Source organism: Sedimentibacter sp., from assembly GCF_038562225.1.
Lineage (GTDB): Bacteria > Bacillota > Clostridia > Tissierellales > Sedimentibacteraceae > Sedimentibacter.
Map to the genome: position 1 here is coordinate 766,331 of NZ_JBCFAS010000001.1, position 18,432 is coordinate 784,762.

The following is an 18,432-nucleotide window of genomic DNA, read 5'->3' on the forward strand; positions in this document are numbered from 1 at the left end:
TTTACTATCTCCTCTCTTTGCTGATTGTTTAAATAATTATATCATAAATATTTTGCAATATCAACAAATTTATTTATATGCCAAAACTGTTTATTTATGTAAGAAATCGTTTTTCACAGCATTGTAAACGCATTCATTTTGCTATATTTACATATTATTTTACGGCTTATTTTAGAAATTGTGTTGTATTTTTATACTAATTTCTAATAATTTCCTTAAAATTTTTAGCTTGTTTTATGCATTCAGATTTCATTTTTTGTAACCGCAGCGAATACAATGCTTGCTTTTCTTTACAATTATTCGACTTTTGAGTACAAAATCTTCATAATTGTTTAAAATAAAAAACAGTTTGTTGAGATTATCTTATTTTATTTTTTCCAGTATTCTGCATAACAAATTATAGATGTTTTCAACCGATTTGATGCTTACATGCTCATTGGGAGAATGCGCATCATAGGCGTCCGGCCCCATTGAAATTGCATCCAAGCCCGGTATCTTACCCATCAAAAGACCGCATTCAAGCCCTGCGTGTATGGCTGCAACAACAGGTTCCTTTCCAAACATCTCGCGGTATGTTTCAATGCAGATTTCCCTGATTGCGGACTCCTTGGCATATTCCCATCCGGGATATAAGGCTCCCACCTCGCACTCCATGGACAAGGCTTCTGCCAGCTGTTTCGCAGCAGGAATAAAGCCATTTGTCAAAAGCGATTCAACAGAACTTCTGGCGTGACATATAATTTGGATAAAGTGTTCGTCGCTTGATATGACAGCCAGATTGTTGGACCTTATGACCAGATCAATGACAGTGCTTCTTGAAAGAACACCGTTTGGTATCAGGTTCACGGCAGACAGAACCTTATTGTAGATGTGTTTCTCCAGAGGCGCTTCCATTGTGTCTGTGATTTCAAGACAAACTTCAACATCCGGATCAGTAAATGCCAGTTCTTTTTTTAATATTCCGTTCCATATTTCGATTATGTTCTTTACCTGATCTATATATTCAGCAGTAATAATTGCATGTGATTCTCTAGGAATGGCATTTGTCTTCGATCCCCCCTGGATGCTCACAAGGTCAGCATATTCGTACAGGTCGTACAGCACCCTTCCCAATAGAACGTTTGCATTTCCTCTCTCCTTGTGGATATCCACTCCAGAATGGCCTCCCTGAAGACCTTTGATGCTGAGCCTGTAGGCTTCTCTTTTGTCTGCATGATAGGCAGCAGGAATCTTGAACTGAATTTCACATCCCCCGGCACATCCTGCAGTGAACACTCCTTCACCTTCGCTGTCAAGATTCAATAATATCTTGCTTTTAAATAAACTTCCATCCAGATTCTGAGCTCCGGTCATTCCTTTTTCTTCATCGGTTGTTATCAAAACTTCCAGAGCAGGATGCTTTAATTCTTCAGATTCCAGTACTGCAAGACTCATTGCAACGGCAATTCCGTTATCTGCCCCCAGCGTTGTTTCTGTTCCGTAAATATGTCCGTCGATTATTCTGAGTTTTATCGGATCCTTTTCAAAGTCATGGTTAACGTTTTCATTTTTTTCACAAACCATGTCCATATGGCCTTGAAGCATTACTTTCGGTGAATTTTCATATCCTTTTGATGCCGTTTTTTTTATTATTATGTTCAGGTTCTCATCCTGCATTGCTTCCCAGCCCTGGTTTCTAGAAAGATTGAGAAGATAGTCGGACACTTGTTTCTCATTTCCTGAACCTCGGGGTATTTTTGAAATTTCCTCAAAGTAATAAAACACTCTTTCCGGCTTCAACCCTTTTAAAACTCTTTCCATCTTATTCCTCCCACATATTATTTAATAATGAGTAGTACAGCCATGGAATATTGGGTACTGATTCATTCTATGCAATCAGTCTCCCCAATATTTCCATCTTATTAATTTTAAATCATAACCCTTAATCTTTAATTAATTATTCAACTTTTCCCATTCGGTTGAAAGGAAAAAACCTGAATAAAACCTTGCCTATGATTTTGCTCTCATTTATATACGGGTTCTGCCAATACCTGGCATCATATGATATAGGTCTGTTGTCGCCTAAGAAAAAGTAAGAGTTTTCAGGCACATTGAAAGTCTTGGCGTCTCCTTCCCAATCCACCGCATACGGTTCATTCAGCTTCTCACCGTTTACATACACATTCCCGTCGGAAGTAATTTCGATAGTTTCGCCGGGAAGTCCGATGAGCCTTTTTACCAGCCTCTTGTTGTCAAGTTCTTCAGACTTGAACACAAGTATGTCTCCACGTTTTGCTTCCTTTATGTCAAAAAGCTCATTTACATACAGTCTGTCTCCGGGAATTATGGTGTCCTCCATGGAACCTGTGGGGACTGTGACCAGTATAAATACGAATTTGTTTAGAAACAAAACAATTATAAGAGCGATTGCAACCGGTACAACCCACTCTCTAAAAAAATACTTCATTTTTACATGATTCCTTTCTTATTATGACTTGAAAATGAAATCTTATATTTTATCGGCTTAAGAACCCGGAATTCAATGAATGAATTATTCAATGCATTCCTAAGCTTCAGCAGAAAGGAAAATATAATTGATAACTTGTTGCTATTTAAGCATATCATTAAAGATTCTTAAAAAATTACCGCCTATTACTAGCTTGGCATCCTCTTTTGACATTCCTCTTCTTAACAGCTCCTCCGTAAGCAGCACAGCTTCAGCGTGAGAACCGAGGCAGTCATTGTTGTGAGGCTCGTACCTAAACTTCAGCTCGCTTTCATAATAGCTGTTGCAAAGATCAAAACCGTACCCTACATGTGAGGGGCCCACAAGCTCAACCATGTACTCGATGTGGTCGGCAAGCTTCTTTATGGGATTATCTCCTTCAATGACCCCGGCAATGGTTTTGTAGGCGTTGATGCCTATTACCCCGCCTCTTTCGGCTATGGCCTTTATCTGCTCGTCAGTGAGGTTTCTCATTCTTCCGTGCAGATTTCTTGCATTGGAATGGGATGCAATAAACGGTTTAGTGGTGAACTTCACAACGTCCCAGAATCCTTCGTCGTTTAGATGACTCACATCAATGAGCATGTTCAGCTCTTCCATCCTGCGAACCACCTGCACGCCGAACCTTGTGAGTCCGCCCCTCTGTCCTTCTTCCACAGGGCTGAAGCTGCATCCGTCTGCAACGTAGTTTCTTCTGCTCCAAACCAGTCCGGCAGCTCTTACACCAAGCTCATGGAAGATTCTTAAAAGACCTATGTCGCTGCCTATGGGCTCCAATCCTTCAAAGGACAATAAGATTCCCACCTTGTCCTCTTTGAGCGCCTTGTTGAGATCATCTTTGTTCTTGATCAATATGACCTCTTTGTTGCAGGATTCCACGTCTTCCATCAGCGCTCTTATTTGACCCAGAGCCGTTTTCAAAGCCATTTCAGGCAAAAATAAATCATCAATATACAAAGATGACACAATTACATTAAATCCGCCTTTCTTGAAGTTTTCAAGAAATCTGTTCTTGATTACTTCCTTTTCTCCTGCCAGATATCTATTATAAATTTCACCTGCCAAATCCAGGTGAGTATCTACAACCGGATTGTCTCTGTGCAAACTTAATGCTTCTTCCCTATAGTCCATTTCAGATTGTTCTCCTTTACCCCTAAGTCCATAATATTATTATAAATAGTTTGTATTTATTTTACAAGTTTATTTTGAGCCTTGCCGACGTTCTTCCAGATATTTTCCAACAAATTTCTTATAATGACATGGTGAGATGCTTCAATGCCTGCCTTCCGGCTCCGGTTATAACCGTTCCGCTTCTTCCCTTGTTTATTTCAACCATGGCAAACTTCTCAAGATTTATCAGAATGGTTCTTATTTCCTGCTCGCTTATGAAAATCCCCTTCTTCCTTGCCAGTTCGCTTATGCTTCTTCTTCCCAGGCGCTTGTTTCCAAGCAATCCCTTTTCCAGCTCCTCCAGCACGAAGATGTACTTTCTTATGTTATTCCCCGCAGTTTCAATGAATTCCATGACGGCATCCTGTTCCATTGAGTCGTTTCCGTTTAACTCTTCGTTAAAGTCGAAGGGTAGATCTTTGGCATCAATTTTGCTTTGTTCCAGATTGACCAGGTACTCAATGCAGTTACGAAGCTCCCTGACATTGCCGTTCCAGTCATACTCCACCAGCATGCTTTTCGCCTCTTCCGTAAATGTAAAATTACTTTTGAAAAGCTTCTTTATATACTCCGCCAGGAACATAATGTCTTCTTTTCTGTCTCTGAGGGGAGGTATTCTAAGCGGCAGGACATTGAGCCTGTAGTACAGATCCTGCCTGAACTCACCTGCCGCAACAAGTTTTTTTATGTCCTTGTTTGTTGCTGCAATCACCCTTATATCCACATCAATTAGTCTGTCTCCCCCTATTCTGACTATCTGCCTTTCCTGAAGGGCTCTGAGAAGTTTTACCTGCAGGTTCATGGGCATCTCTGTAATTTCATCGAGGAACAGCGTTCCTTTGTGGGCCAGCTCGAAGAGTCCTGGCTTTCCTCCCTTTCTTGCTCCGGTAAAAGCTCCTTCCTCGTAACCGAAAAGTTCGCTTTCAAGGAGATTTTCCGGAAATGCTCCGCAATTTACGGCAACAAACTGATATTTCTTTCTTTTTGAATTGTTGTGTATGGCTTGTGAAAAAAGTTCCTTGCCGGTTCCTGTCTCGCCGGTTATGAGAATCGATGAGTCAGATTTTGCCATCCTCTTTGCGATGCTCTTGCATTCGATTATGGCACCGCTTTTTCCTATTATGTTGTCAAAATTATACTTGGCGTTGTGACCATGGCCTATGAGCTGTCTCCTCAGAATATGCTCCTGTTTTTCCATGTCCGTATACCTTCTGATAATGGCAACGGCTCCGTAAAGCTTGCCTGAATGCCTGATTGGATTTACGGTGGCAACCACGTCGTAATCGTTTATTTTGACAAGCTTTTCTTCAACTGATTTAAGACTGTTAAGAACGTATTCAAAAGGTATCTGATCAAAAAGCTCTGTCCCGTCAAGGTCCATTACCTGTTCATTTTCAAGCCCTATGATTTTTTTTGCATTTTCATTGTAAAGAAAAACCTTGCGGTCAAATCCTATTCCGATTACACCTGCATCTATGAACTGAAGAAGTATGTCAAGCTGGCTTTCGCGGCTGTTTGTAAGGCCCAGAATCTTTAACAGTCCCACGTTTGACGGTTCTATCTCTTCATAAGTCCTTATTATGTCCTGTTTGTCAAGAAGAGGAAACAAATCGAACTTGTCTCCCAGATCCAGTATGGAATTGATGTCAAGAAGACTGTTGCCTATGTTAACAATGTTTTTTATGGTGTCAGGCGTGAATTCAGTCTGCCCCAGGATTATGGCAGTCTTGCCGCTCATGTCTTCGCCTTTGGCGGACCAGTAAGACTGAAGGGCAATATGGCGAATACCAAGCTGGTACAGTACGGATATTATCTGTTCAGCCATTTCCGGACTTTCATCAATAAGGATTACATCTGTTCCGGCCTTTATTCTTCGGACGCTGTCCATGCCAGCCTTTGAAATTGTCCTGGTTGCAAACAGAATGTCGGATTCCTTTTTCACATTGTTCTTGATTTTCTCAAACATGTCGAATGAAGGCACAAGAATCACGTCGTCATCGATGGTTTTGGAAGGATCAAAATCATCGATGCAAATTTTTTCAACGCTTATGTTGTCCTGGAAAAGGCTTATTATCTGTTCATAGTATGAGTTTACTGATTCCACACTGTAGCTGACTATAGCCAATGTCTTCTTCATATATTTCTCCTTGTTCAAGCGAAAAGAATTAGGCATTGCCTAATTCTTTCAGTTTCTTATAATCATTATATCTTTAGATGCCTTGTTGAGAACCTCATTGCCGTCTTCGGTTACTGCAACTATGTTCTCAATTCTCATTCCGAACTTTCCTGCGATGTAGATTCCCGGCTCAATGCTAAATACCATACCGGGCTCCAGATTTCTTCTGTTGCTTTTCTTTATGTCCGGAGCCTCATGAACCGAGTATCCGATGCCGTGGCCCAGCCTTGTAAAGAAATTTTTTCCGTAACCTGAATTTTCTATTACGTCCCTGGCTGCCTTGTCAACGTCAGGAATGAATGCTCCGTTGACAGCTGCCTTTTCTCCGGCTTCCTGGGAAGCGAGCACTATTTCGTAAACATGCCTTTCTTCATCTGTAATGTCTCCCACGAACACGGTTCTTGACATATCTGCACACATGTCGTTGTACTTGCATCCCCAGTCCAGCACTATTACATCCTTTTCCTGAATCACTCTCTGGTCGCTGTTGTAGTGCGGATATGAGGAATTGGGTCCGGAACATACCATGGTAAAGCCCTCATCAGCTCCTTTTTCCTTGAAAATCTGGTTCATCTTTCTGGCTATGTCTGCTTCCTTGATTCCCGGTCTGATGAAATTCAAAAGTTCTGTGTATGATTCGTCTGTGATCCTTGCAGCTGTCCTTAAGTTATCAAGCTCTTCCTTGTCCTTTATCATTCTCATTTCTTCAAGCAGCGGCTTTCCGTTCACAAATTTCACATCCACGGCTTCCATTATCTGAAGAATCAAAAATGCTCTTTCTGTTGAGTTGACTCCTATTGTCTTGCCGATGAGGCCCTGTTCCTCAAATGCCTTTTTCACGGTATCCGTAAACAAATCTCCGTCAAACCATCCGTAAACCTTTGCATCCTGACCCAGGACTTCCTGTATTTCATCCACGGTCAGCAGGTTGCATACGTAAAAATAGGAACCGTCTTTTTTGATTATCAAAGATTGAAATCTTTCGCAGAGATGGGTGTTATGACCCATGATGAATTCCATTTCCTCCGACGGAGCAATCAGTATGGCATCCAGGTCTTTATCCTGCAGTATTTTTACAAGCTTATCCAGATATTTTTTTCTCATCGCGTATCCCCCGCATAATTTACTGTTATTGCTATTTCTATTATAGTATCTGATTTTTTAAAAAGCAACATAAAGCTTAAAGAAGCAATTATACGACGGACGGTTCAAGCAGCAGCTTGCCAGTCTTGAATCTGTTGAGGTTCAGCATGCTCACATCGATTGTCGGCGTTTCTTTAAGAATCATTTCAGACATCACTATTCCTGTTATGGGGCCGAACATGAAGCCGTGGCCGCTAAAGCCAACTGCTATGTAAAAGCCTTCCACATTTTCTGCCTTGTCGTAGATTGGCTGCTTGTCAGGTGTCATGTTGTAAAGTCCTGCCCACTGCCTTACTACTCTTAGCTTTGATATGGGAGGAAGAACCGTGTCCATAGTCTTGGCCATCTCCTCAAGGAAGTGCCAGCTTGAAGTCACTCTAAGATCTCTTGGCTCGTTGGCATCTCCTCTTCCCATTATGAATGAGCCTTCCGGTGACTGCTGAACATAAAAATTAAGTCCAAATGCCATTACCATGGGATCCTGCATAGGCTCCACAGGCTCAGTCACCAGAATCTGATGCCTTTCGGAATAAACAGGAATATCCACTCCCACCATGTCGCACAGTTCTTTTGAATAGGCATTGGCAGCGTTCATGACGATGTTTGTTGCTATGAAGCCCTTGTTTGTTTCAACTCCCACCACTCTGCCCTTTTCAACCTTTATGCCTGTAGCTTCCGTAAATGTGTTAAACTCAACTCCAAGCCTCTTTGCAGCCTTGTAGTAAGCATCTGTTGTGTGGAACGGGTTTAAAAATCCGTCCTTTTCGCAGAAAGCTGCTCCTTTTAGAACGTCTGTGTTCAGATAAGGTACAATTTCTTTTGCTTCCTGAAGACTCAGCATCCTTGACGGAATTCCGCATGCATGCTGAACCTCGATGTTCTTTTTGAACTGTTCGATTTCCTTATCAGTGTCGGCAACCAGCAGGTATCCGCTTTGTTTGAAATCAACGTCTCTGTCGTATTCCAGTATTTCGTTGGCATGTTCGTAAAACTCTATGCTTTTTTTCGCAATCTTGCAGTTCATTTCGGTTCCCCACTGCATTCTTACCCCCGCTCCGCACCTTCCGGTGGAACCGCTGCATATGTAGTTCTTTTCAAGCACAACCACGTTCTTTACGCCTTTTTTTGCCAGATTGTACGCAGTGGAGCATCCTGAGATTCCTCCGCCTATTATTACCACATCAGCGATTGTCTTCATTTCTTCTTCCCTCCTCTGCTATGAGCCCCAGTTTTACTCCTACTACCGGAGGTCTGTTTGTCTGAAATTTTATGTCCTTCATGTTTTGTCCGGTGGCATTTGCTATTTCACGCATGACAAGCTGACCGCATGTCTTTCCCTGGCATGGACCCATGCCTATTCTGGTTATTCTTTTTATTTCATCGAAGGTTACGTATCCTTCCCTGATAAGTTCTCTGACTTCCTTAAGCGTAACGTCGGAGCATCTGCAGATTATAGTGTTCTCATCCATGTTATGCCTCCACCTTTATATTTCTAATGTCGTACAAAATGCCTCTGTCAGCTTCAACTGTGACAACAGGAGTCCTGTCAAAGGATTTGGGGTTTTGAACAGCCAATACCTTCACGTCTGCAATGTACCTGCCTTCCCTGTCAAGGCCTTTGACCGTGTCGCCTTCCTTGGGAAGCGGAAGAAATTCATAAGGAATTTTCACCTGTACCGTTGTGTCGGATTTTGAACCGTCAACGACCATTATGGCAAGACCGGGACATTTGCTTAGGCATATGGCGCAGCCTGTGCAGCTGTCTGAATTCAGCACCGGTATGCTGTTTATGTCATCTCCTATTGCTATGGCCCCAAACCTGCAGGCTGTTTCACACGGATTGCAGGGAATTTCCTTATAGCATTCCACCACAGCCACAGGCCCCTTATTTATTCTTTCAATGGGAGGGAATTTTCCCATAACCATGTCTTTGCTGGGTATTCCTGTCTTCTCAAACATACTGGCCTCCTGTTGTTACTATCTGTTCAATTCCGGAAAGAATGTGCTTTCCTACAGGTCCAGAACGCAACGCATCAAGCTGTTTCACGTAATCATTCTTTCTTTCGCTGTAATCTTCGCCCTTGTAACCTATTTTTGCAGCCGCGCAAAGTCCAGCAAGATACCCTTCAACCATTGCTGCACTGGCTTCTTCCACTCCGGTGGCATCTCCTGCCGCAAATACATTTTCTACTGTTGTTTCGTAGTCCTCGTTTCTCAAGGGAACAAGACCGCTGAGCTGCGGAACGTACTTCATCTGGCATCCCCTCATGGACAACAGCTCATTAAGAGGAGTGAGGCCTACGGATATGCACATGACATCTGCATCAAATTCAATCTCTGTGCCTTCAACCGGATTGAACCTTTCGTCAACCTGGCACACTATGGCTTTTTCAAGGCTGTTTTTTCCTATTGCTTCCTTCACTGTGTGGGAAGTGAGAATCGGCACGCCCATTCTTCTTATTTTGGAAGCATGCACAAGGTATCCGCCTATTTTCGGCGCCGCATCAAGAATTGCCTTAACCTCAACTCCTGCCTGCATGAGCTGGTAGCTTACAATCAGCCCTATGTTTCCGGCTCCTACCATTAAAACCTTGTCGCCCGGCTTGATGCCGTATACGTTCATGAGAGTCTGTACAGCACCTGCACCGTAAATGCCCGGAAGATCGTTGTTGGGAAATGCCAGCGCCTTCTCAAATGCTCCCGTGGCTACCACAACAGCCTCAGGTTTTATCTTGAAATAATTGTCTTCCTTGTGCAAAGCCGTCACAGTTCCGTCCTCATACATTCCTACAACAGTGGTATCTGTTAGTATTTCGACGTTTTCTTTGTACTTGTCAAGTTCCTTCAATAATATTCCTGTAATATCTATACCACGTGTTGAAGCGTATTGTTTCTCAGAGCCAAAAAACATGTGTGTCTGCTTAACAAGCTGACCTCCGAGATTCTTGTTTCTCTCAACTATCAAAACCTTTGCTCCGGAGGACGCGGCGCTTATGGCAGCACAAAGACCTGCAGGGCCTCCTCCTATAATCAACAGCTCTGTATGTTTCATACTATCACTCCCTTGCCTTCCTGAGTTTCGACTATCATTCCTTCCTCCAGATCAGTAACGCATGTCTTCACGTTGGCTGTTCCGTTTACGGTCATCAGACATGACGAACAGTTGCCGATTGCACAGTAAAATCCTCTGGGTCTGTGCAGGAACAAGCTTTTTCCGAGCACCTTCACACCGGCGGCATGAAGAGCTGCTGCTATTGTTTCGCCTTCGTATCCTTCCACTTCCTGTCCATTGAAGGTGAATTTGATTTTATTCCCTCTCTGGAACTGAAGAATAGGATGTTGTTCAATTCTCATAACATCACTCCTTTAAATATGTTGGATGTCCTAATCTATGCAATTAGCATGCCAAAGGAATAAAAACATAAATGTGTAAAATACCCGATAGTTGGAGGACAATGTTGTTTTTATGCGTCGGTTTTCCGACGCAGCGTCGGATTTATGACAAACATATTTGAAGGATATAAAAATCGCCTTCCGAATACGCTAGATTTCTGCCCCTTATACGTATAAACAATAATTGCTCCATGGAATACAGGTTGACAAAAAAACCAGTTGATGATAATCTAGTAGTAATCAAATATTGGTTTCATGTTCTGCCAATAGGCAGCTAAGAGGGAAGCAGGTAAAAATCCTGCGCGGTCCCGCCGCTGTATGCATGTAGTTGCTTTCATATCCACTTTTCGGGAAGGAGAAAGCAATGCAAATGTGCAAGCCAGAAGACCTGCATGAAGCTGATCACACCAACGGGTAATTGGTCAAGTGATACAGAGCATATTTTTACAGTAAATACGGACTGTGGTTAATAGCCGCAGTTTTTTTATGCTGACAAGGGAGGAACATTATGAATGTAATCAAAAGAGACGGAAGGCTCATCGAGTTTGACAAGAGCAAGATATCAGACGCAATTCTGAAAGCAATGAACCACACGATAACAGGTCTGGATGTGCAGCTGGCAAAGGACATTGCCCAGGACATTTCGGACAGCACAAAAGAGATCATTTCCGTTGAACAGATTCAGGACCTGGTTGAAAAGAAACTCATGGCCAGCAAGAGAAAGGATGTTGCAAAGGAGTACATCATTTACAGAAACAAAAGAAATATAGCCAGGGGCCGCAGGCAGTACGACATCTACATGGACATAGTCAACACAGTTCCAAATGACGTCACCAGAGAAAATGCAAACATGAACGCTGATACCCCGGCAGGAATGATGATGAAATTTGCAAGCGAATCATCCAAACCTTTTGTGGATGACTGCCTTCTTTCCGAAAAATCCAAAACCTTCGTTGACAATAACTACATACATGTGCACGACAAGGATTACTACCCCACAAAATCGCTGACTTGCCTGCAGCACCCTTTGGACTACATCCTCACAAACGGCTTCAGGGCCGGGCACGGCTCAAGCAGGCCTGCAAAAAGAATTGAGACAGCGTCCATAATAGGCTGCATTTCCATGGAGCAGATTCAAAACGAAATGCACGGCGGCCAGTCAATACCGGCATTTGATTTTTACCTGGCTCCATACGTCAGATTGACTTACGTGGAGGAGGTAAAAAAAATAGAAGAACTTTTAAACATAGATTTAAGTTCTCTTTATGATGAGATAATCGACGATTATGCTGAGACAACCCTTGACAATCTTGAAGGAGTTAAAAGGTACAAGCAGCAGGCAATAAATTCTGCCGTGAAGCGAGTTCACCAGTCCATGGAGGCGTTCATCCACAACATGAACACCATCCATTCCAGAGGCGGAAACCAGGTGGTGTTCAGCTCCATAAACTATGGAACAGATACAAGCGCCGAAGGAAGATGCATCATAAGAGAAGTATTGAAGTCCACGTACCATGGAGTTGGAAACGGTGAAACGCCAATATTCCCCATTCATATCTGGAAGAAAAAAAGAGGTGTAAACTACCTGCCTGAAGACAGGAACTACGACTTGTACAAGTATGCCTGCAAGGTTTCAGCCAGAAGGTTCTTTCCAAACTTCCTGAACCTTGATGCTTCATTCAACATTCATGAGGGCTGGAGCGCAGAGGACCCCAGGAGATTCGAGAAGGAAACAGCCACCATGGGATGCCGAACCAGAGTATTTGAGGACAGACACGGAGAAAAGACATCCATAGGAAGAGGCAACCTGTCCTTCACCACCGTAAACATTGTTAAGCTTGCCCTGGAGTGCATGGAAATTGAAGACGAAAATGAAAAGATGAGAGAATTTTTCAAGAAGCTTCAGCAGTGTATTGATACGGCTGCAGAACAGCTTTATGACAGGTTTGTATTCCAGTGCACTGCACTAAAAAAACAGTTTCCAATGCTCATGTCAGGAATGTGGATCGGCAGCGACAAGCTATCTTCCGATAACAAAGTTGAAAGCGTGCTGAAGCACGGAACATTGGGCATCGGATTCATAGGCCTGGCTGAAACCCTCATAGCACTGACTGGTCACCACCACGGCGAAAATGACAGGTCACAGGAGCTTGGTCTTGAAATAGTAAGGTTTATGAACAAAAAAATCCAGGAAAAGTCAGAATACTACGACCTTAACTACAGCCTGCTTGCAACGCCGGCGGAAGGCTTAAGCGGCAGATTCGTAAAAAGGGACAGAAAACAATTTGGCTCAATACCAAACATAACAGACAAGGAATACTACACCAACAGCTCTCATGTACCTGTCTGGTACAGGTGTTCTATAGAGCACAAGGCAGTAATAGAGGCTCCCTACCACGAACTGGAAAAGGGAGGACACATTTTCTACGTTGAGCTTGACGGTGATGCCACTCACAATCCGGCAGCAGTGATGCAGACTGTAGACCTTATGGACAGATACAACATGGGTTACGGTTCCGTCAACCACACACGTAACCGCTGTAAAAGCTGCGGATACGAAGATGCATCTGAAAACCTCAAGGAATGTCCAATGTGTGGCGGAACCGACATCGACACCATACAGAGAATAACAGGATACCTGGTTGGGGGAACCGACAGCTGGAACGCTGCAAAAAAGGCAGAACTGAAAGACAGGGTGAAGCATAGTTGCTAGAAGACATCATCTACGTTGCAAACATAAACGAAAACACCATTGTTGACGGCGAAGGCTTCAGAACAAGCCTTTACGTAAGCGGCTGCGACATAAAATGCGAAGGCTGCCACAACAAAAGCCTTTGGGACATGCAGTCAGGCAGCCCCATGACAATTGATGAAGTTTATGAAAAGCTTACAAAAGGCTTCACCCACATAACATTCATAGGCGGAGAGCCCATGATGCAGGCAGCTGCTCTTTCTAAGCTCGCAGAAAAAATCAAAATAAACACCTGCAAGACCATCTGGATTTATTCGGGGCATATTTACGAAGAACTGATCAAAAACGAAAAGAGTCTGACTCTTCTCAAAAATTGCGATGTCTTGGTGGATGGTCCCTTTGACCGGAAATATTATGAAAACAACCTGAGGTTTAAAGGTTCAACAAATCAAAGAATTATTAATTTGAAAAAATCTCTGGAAAGTAACAAAGCAGTGCTCTGGCAGGACGAATTTGACAAGTTCTGACAAACAAAAATACGCCCATTAGTGAACAAAAATATGCTATAATAGTTAAGGTAAGTAGAAATTGATAGAATTTTTTTATATAATGGGTAGGAGGGATTTTTTGAATATTCAATTACGTCTTGAGCAGCCTCAAGATTATCGTATTGTCGAAGAATTGACTCGAGAGGCTTTCTGGGGAATGAATCATCCGGATTGTAATGAGCATCTATTAGCGCATAAGTTACGCTCTGTTTCTGCATTTGTGCCGGAACTAGATTATGTTGCGGTAATAAGCGACATAATCGTTGGTAATGTAATGTTTTCTAAAGGTAGAATTGTTGATGCACAAGGTCGGGAGTATATTGTTTTGAATTTTGGTCCACTAAGTGTCTTACCTGAATATCAAAATCGTGGTGTTGGCAAGGCACTTATGACGTATACTATTTCAGAAGCAAAAAGACTTGGATATCGTGCCATTTTGTTCTTTGGTCATCCAGATTATTATACTCGCTTTGGCTTTAAGCGTGCAAAAGAGTTTAGCATTACTACATCGGGTGGAGTTAACTTCGATGCTTTTATGGCAATGCCTTTATATGACGGTGCTCTTGACGGTATTGCTGGACGTTATTATGAAGATCCTGTGTTTGAGATTGGGGAAGATGAAAAAGTTGAATTTGACAAAGGCTTTCCCTATAAAGAGAAATGCGTGTTGGTTTCGGCTGAAGTACTATTTACCAAGTTGATATCTACCGCTTGTGCAGCACTCAAAAAACATGAAATCGCCTTTTTATGTGACCTTCGTCGTTACAGTGAACAGGAAGTTAGTTCATGGAATGGCATAGATAAAATATCATTGGAGATTATTAAAGCGACAATGATGGAAAATGGTTTTGTATGGGGAGAACAAACGCACAGCTGAAAATACCATAATTAAAATAGACGGCGTAGCCATTAGGTTGCACCGTCTCCAATAAAATCAAAACTTCCTTATTATACGCCCTCATTGGGCGTATTTTTATATTTCAAATTAATGAAAATTAGTTTCCGAGGACTGCGACTTGTTTTCATAGGCTATCAAAACACAGCCAAGTTCAGATTCTATCCTTTTTAATTTCTGTTCCTGTTCCTTTGAAAGACTTGCAATTTTTTGTTCCATGACTCAACCTCCTCAAATTTATTATTGTAATTTTTATAGAAATAATACATGAAGAAATCTTTAATTTTTATTTTTGTTTTTCAAGACCGGCTATCCGGTAGATTTTTTCAATGTCAAGCGATTGTCTTACCCACTGTGCCAGCAAATCATACTGGCTTTCCTTGTAATTTTGCATATCAAATTCCTTTATGTTATCCAGCGACAACCCTTTTCTCTCTGCCAGAATTCTGACGATCGTGTTCGCAACCTGGCTGTTATCGAAAATTCCGTGAATGTAGCTTCCTGCCACATTGCCTGCGGCGCAGCCTCCATGTTTTCCTTCTTCACCTGTCAATGGGCAGCCTTCAGAAACAACTGTATCCCCCATGTGGATTTCATATCCTGAGACTTCAATACCTGAAAGATCCTTGAAAAAACCTTCTATGCTGTTTATTCTGCACTTGGTCTGCACCGTTGTCTTTTCCCTGTAAAAGAAAGTTTCTGCATTGAGAAGCCCAAGTCCTTTAATGCTTCCCCCGCCCTCCACATTTTCCGGGTCGTGTATGATTTGTCCAAGCATCTGATAACCGCCGCATACTCCAAAAACAGGATTTCCCGTCCCTGCAAACCTGATGATTCTGGCTTCAAGTCCGGACTGTCTGAGCCATTTTAGGTCATCTATGGTGTTCTTGGTTCCGGGTATAATTATCATGTCAGGGTCCCCCAGTTCTCTCAGAGAAGATACGTATCGCAGGGAAACTCCTTCTATGACGGAGAATACATTGAAGTCCGTGAAGTTTGAAATCCTTGGAAGTCTGATTACAGCTATGTCCACAAGCTTTTGTTCATGGTCCTTAATCAACCTTTCAGACAAACTGTCCTCATCGTCTATGTCAACCTTCAGATACGGAACAACTCCCAGCACATCTACCCCCGTTATGTCTTCAAGCATTTTAAGTCCCGGTGTGAGAAGCTTCTCGTCCCCTCTGAATTTGTTTATGACAAATCCCTTGACCCTGGATTTTTCTTCTTCATCGAACAGCAGCATGGTTCCTGCCAGGGAAGCAAAAACACCGCCCCTGTCAATGTCTCCTACGATGATGACAGGAGCATCGGCTATTTTAGCCATGCCCATGTTGACTATGTCCTGCTGCTTCAGATTGATTTCCGCAGGGCTTCCAGCTCCTTCGATAACAATTATGTCATATGCTTCAGAAAGAGAGTTGTAAGCCCTGGTAATGTGAGGAACCATCTCTTCCTTGTAGTTATAATATTCTCCTGCTGTCATGTCCCTGAACACCCTGCCGTTAAGAACCACCTGGGATCCCTTGTCTCCGGTTGGCTTCAGCAAAATAGGATTCATCCTCACATCAGGCTCTATGCCCGCTGCTTCTGCCTGCATGACCTGAGCCCTTCCCATCTCGAAGCCGTCTTTTGTAATAAACGAATTAAGTGCCATGTTCTGGGACTTAAACGGAGCCGCCCTGAACCCATCCTGGGCGAATATTCTGCAAAGAGCCGCGGTTATGAGACTTTTGCCTGCATTTGATGTTGTTCCCTGAACCATTATTGATTTTGCCATAGTAATCCTTCCTTTGTGGAGCCCGACTGTATTATATCCACACATCCTTCCTCGTGTTTTCCCGTAACGGTGCTGGTCTGATGGTCGGAAAGCACGGTTATGTCTGCAAATTTTAAGTTTTCTTTTAACTCTTTAAAAAACTCGCTGTCTATTCTTTCGATGAACCTTATTTTTCCCTCCAGATCCTTCCTGTGAGAAGCTTCGTCCGTTCCGTTTATGTGAACAAGGACCACATCGTGCCCCGCCGATTCCCTCAAGGCTGCAGAAGCCTTTTCCTTCAAGTCCGTGTCAACATCTCCTGTGGCGTTTTTCAAATCAGCCAGGTCTATTTTCATTGCCTTTGCAATTCCCTTCACTATGGGCGCACTGCAGACGCAGGAGCAGGACTTGTGGTGAAGCTCCCTGAAAAACGGAAGCTTTACAGGAAGTGATACGCCCCATGGATAAAACATGTAGTCGCTGCCGTTTGAGGTGAACCTGTTTCTCTCTGCAAAACTTCTGAGCATAGGAACACCATTCAGATTCTCCAAAATATATTCTACTTCCATTCCCACATTTTCGTGAGGATGAATGTCCTTAAGGGACAATACCCCGCTGCTTTTTTTAACCACAAGCAAATTCCTGTATTCGCTCAAATGTTCAAATTTCATGTCTTTCTCTGCCTTTACCCTCATGGAGACTCGGCTCATGTCTTCGTAGGTAAGATTTTTGCCGTTGAAGGAGTCCAGTCTGCCGTCTTTAAGGCTTACCAGGTTGCACCGAAGAACAGCTTCATCTTTACCGATGTTTATGTCTGCAGCCACGGCCTCCAGGTATGCCCTGTTGTACGGAATATTCTTTTCATCTATTCCGAGAATTGATAAGATGCAGTTTAAACTGTCGGGCTTTCTACCTTTAGGATAAAAGGTTCTTCTGCTAATGCACCCTTTCACGGCCATCTCATCCAGAAAGGGCGTGCGGGCATATTCCATGGGCGTCATGTTTCCAAGTTCAGGAATTCTTTCTTCACTTGCACCATCCAATATTACCATTATCATTTTCATATGATTTCCGTTACTTCCTTCAATGTTTCTATGAACAGCCTGTTCTCGCCTTCTGTCTTTACGGCAATCCTGAAGTATTCACGGCTAAGGCCTTCATAGTTTGCACAGCTTCTAATGAGTATTCCCCTTTTGAGCATCTCATCCTTGAGATTTATTTCCTTAGTCCTGAACAATATATAATTGGCATGGCTTTCGTAGGTTTTTATGTTGAGATTCTGAAGTTCTCCAACAAGATACTCCCTTTGTTTTTCCACGTACGCTACGGTTCTTTTGACATACTCTGTTTCTCTTAATGCCGCGGCCCCGGCAACCTGAGCAACAGTTGAGACGTTCCAGGGAGGCCCCGAGGATTTCAGACCTTCTACCATCCCAGAGTCTGAACAAAGACAGTAACCCAGCCTGATACCTGGAATTGCATATATCTTGGTAAAAGCCTTAAGGACAATCAAATTTTCATACTTCTGAAGCAGTTTCACAGTGCTGTATTTCTCCTTGTCCCTGACGAAATCCAGAAAGCACTCGTCTATAACTGTAACCGCCCCCATTTTACTGCAGCGGTCTAAAATTTTTTCGACCATGTCCATGCGTGTCAGCTGCCCTGTGGGATTGTTTGGGTTGCATACAAACACTATGTCCGTATCCTCACGAATTATGTCAAGCATATCTTCCCCGATTTTAAAATTATGTTCTTCCCTGAGAGTGTATCTGCTTATCGCAGAGCCTGACGCCTTAAGCGCACTTTCATATTCGCCGAATGCAGGTGCTGTAACAAGTCCCTTTTTAGGCTTCAGATGCATGACAATTCTGTAAATTGCCTCTGCAGCTCCGTTTGATGTGAATATCCATCCAGTCGGCACGCTTTCATAGGACGATATTGATTCTCTAAGTTCTCGAGATTCAATGTCGGGATACCTGAATGATCCTTCAATTCCATTCATTGCAGCCTGTTTTACAGCCACGGTAATTCCCAAAGGATTAATGTTTGAAGAAAAATCTATTATGCTGAACTTGTCAATTCCCGACAGCTTTGAAGCTGTATATATGTCTGCTCCGTGTGTTTCCATGTCTACCTCTGTTATATTAAAATCATCAATATGATGTATACTA

At 42.8% G+C, this 18,432-nt stretch carries 17 protein-coding genes and 1 riboswitch; of the genes, 3 read left to right on the top strand and 14 right to left on the bottom strand.

The window, feature by feature from the left end; genetic code table 11:
- Positions 1-363: 363 nt before the first annotated feature.
- The 10 genes from AAGU76_RS03705 to AAGU76_RS03750 form a co-directional block, all read right to left on the bottom strand.
- Complete coding sequence (locus tag AAGU76_RS03705) at positions 364-1,800, bottom strand: aminoacyl-histidine dipeptidase (protein WP_342484091.1); 1,437 nt, start codon at positions 1,798-1,800, stop codon at positions 364-366.
- 136 nt (positions 1,801-1,936) lie between these two features.
- Positions 1,937-2,446, bottom strand: a complete 510-nt coding sequence (gene lepB / locus AAGU76_RS03710; RefSeq protein ID WP_342484092.1) for a signal peptidase I — start codon at positions 2,444-2,446, stop codon at positions 1,937-1,939.
- A gap of 141 nt (positions 2,447-2,587) precedes the next feature.
- Complete coding sequence (locus tag AAGU76_RS03715; protein WP_342484093.1) at positions 2,588-3,616, bottom strand: dipeptidase; 1,029 nt, start codon at positions 3,614-3,616, stop codon at positions 2,588-2,590.
- A gap of 118 nt (positions 3,617-3,734) precedes the next feature.
- Positions 3,735-5,792 carry a sigma 54-interacting transcriptional regulator gene (locus AAGU76_RS03720; protein ID WP_342484094.1) on the bottom strand — a complete coding sequence of 686 codons (2,058 nt, stop codon included), beginning with the start codon at positions 5,790-5,792 and terminating at the stop codon, positions 3,735-3,737.
- Between the two features lie 48 nt (positions 5,793-5,840).
- The gene (locus tag AAGU76_RS03725; RefSeq protein ID WP_342484095.1) at positions 5,841-6,935 is read right to left on the bottom strand and encodes a Xaa-Pro peptidase family protein; all 1,095 of its coding nucleotides are present in this window, start codon (positions 6,933-6,935) and stop codon (positions 5,841-5,843) included.
- A gap of 88 nt (positions 6,936-7,023) precedes the next feature.
- Entirely contained in the window at positions 7,024-8,172 is a 1,149-nt protein-coding gene (locus AAGU76_RS03730) for an FAD-binding oxidoreductase (protein ID WP_342484096.1), read from the bottom strand.
- Positions 8,156-8,443: a (2Fe-2S)-binding protein gene (locus AAGU76_RS03735; RefSeq protein WP_342484097.1), complete on the bottom strand. Its 288-nt coding sequence runs from the start codon at positions 8,441-8,443 to the stop codon at positions 8,156-8,158. Before AAGU76_RS03735 ends, AAGU76_RS03730 begins: the two co-directional genes overlap by 17 nt.
- A gap of 1 nt (position 8,444) precedes the next feature.
- Complete coding sequence (locus AAGU76_RS03740; RefSeq protein ID WP_342484098.1) at positions 8,445-8,933, bottom strand: 4Fe-4S ferredoxin; 489 nt, start codon at positions 8,931-8,933, stop codon at positions 8,445-8,447.
- Complete coding sequence (locus tag AAGU76_RS03745; RefSeq protein WP_342484099.1) at positions 8,926-10,026, bottom strand: NAD(P)/FAD-dependent oxidoreductase; 1,101 nt, start codon at positions 10,024-10,026, stop codon at positions 8,926-8,928. Before AAGU76_RS03745 ends, AAGU76_RS03740 begins: the two co-directional genes overlap by 8 nt.
- On the bottom strand, positions 10,023-10,328 hold the full coding sequence (locus AAGU76_RS03750) for a (2Fe-2S)-binding protein (protein WP_342484100.1): 306 nt from the start codon (positions 10,326-10,328) through the stop codon (positions 10,023-10,025). The genes AAGU76_RS03745 and AAGU76_RS03750 overlap by 4 nt, the downstream gene beginning before the upstream one ends.
- A gap of 277 nt (positions 10,329-10,605) precedes the next feature.
- Positions 10,606-10,778: riboswitch (cobalamin riboswitch) on the top strand.
- A 97-nt stretch (positions 10,779-10,875) separates the two neighbouring features.
- Here AAGU76_RS03750 and AAGU76_RS03755 point away from each other — a divergent pair.
- From AAGU76_RS03755 to AAGU76_RS03765, 3 genes are all read left to right on the top strand, one after another.
- A complete protein-coding gene (locus AAGU76_RS03755) occupies positions 10,876-13,080 on the top strand; it encodes an anaerobic ribonucleoside triphosphate reductase (protein ID WP_342484101.1) in 2,205 nt (734 codons plus the stop codon).
- Positions 13,074-13,586: an anaerobic ribonucleoside-triphosphate reductase activating protein gene (nrdG, locus tag AAGU76_RS03760; RefSeq protein ID WP_342484102.1), complete on the top strand. Its 513-nt coding sequence runs from the start codon at positions 13,074-13,076 to the stop codon at positions 13,584-13,586. The genes AAGU76_RS03755 and nrdG overlap by 7 nt, the downstream gene beginning before the upstream one ends.
- Positions 13,587-13,686: 100 nt before the next feature.
- Positions 13,687-14,484, top strand: a complete 798-nt coding sequence (locus AAGU76_RS03765; protein WP_342484103.1) for a GNAT family N-acetyltransferase — start codon at positions 13,687-13,689, stop codon at positions 14,482-14,484.
- Between the two features lie 108 nt (positions 14,485-14,592).
- Here AAGU76_RS03765 and AAGU76_RS03770 read toward each other — a convergent pair whose 3' ends face one another.
- From AAGU76_RS03770 to cobD, 4 genes are all read right to left on the bottom strand, one after another.
- Positions 14,593-14,721 (bottom strand): hypothetical protein, encoded by a 129-nt coding sequence (locus tag AAGU76_RS03770; protein ID WP_342484104.1) that lies wholly within the window; start codon positions 14,719-14,721, stop codon positions 14,593-14,595.
- Between the two features lie 67 nt (positions 14,722-14,788).
- Positions 14,789-16,282, bottom strand: coding sequence for a cobyric acid synthase (locus AAGU76_RS03775; RefSeq protein ID WP_342484105.1), 1,494 nt, complete (start codon positions 16,280-16,282; stop codon positions 14,789-14,791).
- Positions 16,267-17,325, bottom strand: coding sequence for a phosphoglycerate mutase (locus tag AAGU76_RS03780; protein ID WP_342484106.1), 1,059 nt, complete (start codon positions 17,323-17,325; stop codon positions 16,267-16,269). Before AAGU76_RS03780 ends, AAGU76_RS03775 begins: the two co-directional genes overlap by 16 nt.
- On the bottom strand, positions 17,322-18,389 hold the full coding sequence (gene cobD / locus AAGU76_RS03785) for a threonine-phosphate decarboxylase CobD (RefSeq protein ID WP_342484107.1): 1,068 nt from the start codon (positions 18,387-18,389) through the stop codon (positions 17,322-17,324). Before cobD ends, AAGU76_RS03780 begins: the two co-directional genes overlap by 4 nt.
- Between the last annotated feature and the right edge of the window lie 43 nt (positions 18,390-18,432).

Excerpts from the sequence above, each read along its gene's own strand:
- AAGU76_RS03740 (WP_342484098.1), bottom strand. The coding sequence starts at position 8,933 with ATGTTTGAGAAGACAGGAATACCCAGCAAAGACATGGTTATGGGAAAA.
- AAGU76_RS03705 (WP_342484091.1), bottom strand. The coding sequence starts at position 1,800 with ATGGAAAGAGTTTTAAAAGGGTTGAAGCCGGAAAGAGTGTTTTATTAC.
- AAGU76_RS03775 (WP_342484105.1), bottom strand. The coding sequence starts at position 16,282 with ATGGCAAAATCAATAATGGTTCAGGGAACAACATCAAATGCAGGCAAA.
- AAGU76_RS03735 (WP_342484097.1), bottom strand. The coding sequence starts at position 8,443 with ATGGATGAGAACACTATAATCTGCAGATGCTCCGACGTTACGCTTAAG.
- AAGU76_RS03715 (WP_342484093.1), bottom strand. The coding sequence starts at position 3,616 with ATGGACTATAGGGAAGAAGCATTAAGTTTGCACAGAGACAATCCGGTT.
- AAGU76_RS03730 (WP_342484096.1), bottom strand. The coding sequence starts at position 8,172 with ATGAAGACAATCGCTGATGTGGTAATAATAGGCGGAGGAATCTCAGGA.
- AAGU76_RS03725 (WP_342484095.1), bottom strand. The coding sequence starts at position 6,935 with ATGAGAAAAAAATATCTGGATAAGCTTGTAAAAATACTGCAGGATAAA.
- AAGU76_RS03750 (WP_342484100.1), bottom strand. The coding sequence starts at position 10,328 with ATGAGAATTGAACAACATCCTATTCTTCAGTTCCAGAGAGGGAATAAA.
- AAGU76_RS03720 (WP_342484094.1), bottom strand. The coding sequence starts at position 5,792 with ATGAAGAAGACATTGGCTATAGTCAGCTACAGTGTGGAATCAGTAAAC.
- AAGU76_RS03770 (WP_342484104.1), bottom strand. The coding sequence starts at position 14,721 with ATGGAACAAAAAATTGCAAGTCTTTCAAAGGAACAGGAACAGAAATTA.
- AAGU76_RS03780 (WP_342484106.1), bottom strand. The coding sequence starts at position 17,325 with ATGAAAATGATAATGGTAATATTGGATGGTGCAAGTGAAGAAAGAATT.
- AAGU76_RS03745 (WP_342484099.1), bottom strand. The coding sequence starts at position 10,026 with ATGAAACATACAGAGCTGTTGATTATAGGAGGAGGCCCTGCAGGTCTT.
- AAGU76_RS03755 (WP_342484101.1), top strand. The coding sequence starts at position 10,876 with ATGAATGTAATCAAAAGAGACGGAAGGCTCATCGAGTTTGACAAGAGC.
- cobD (WP_342484107.1), bottom strand. The coding sequence starts at position 18,389 with ATGGAAACACACGGAGCAGACATATATACAGCTTCAAAGCTGTCGGGA.
- lepB (WP_342484092.1), bottom strand. The coding sequence starts at position 2,446 with ATGAAGTATTTTTTTAGAGAGTGGGTTGTACCGGTTGCAATCGCTCTT.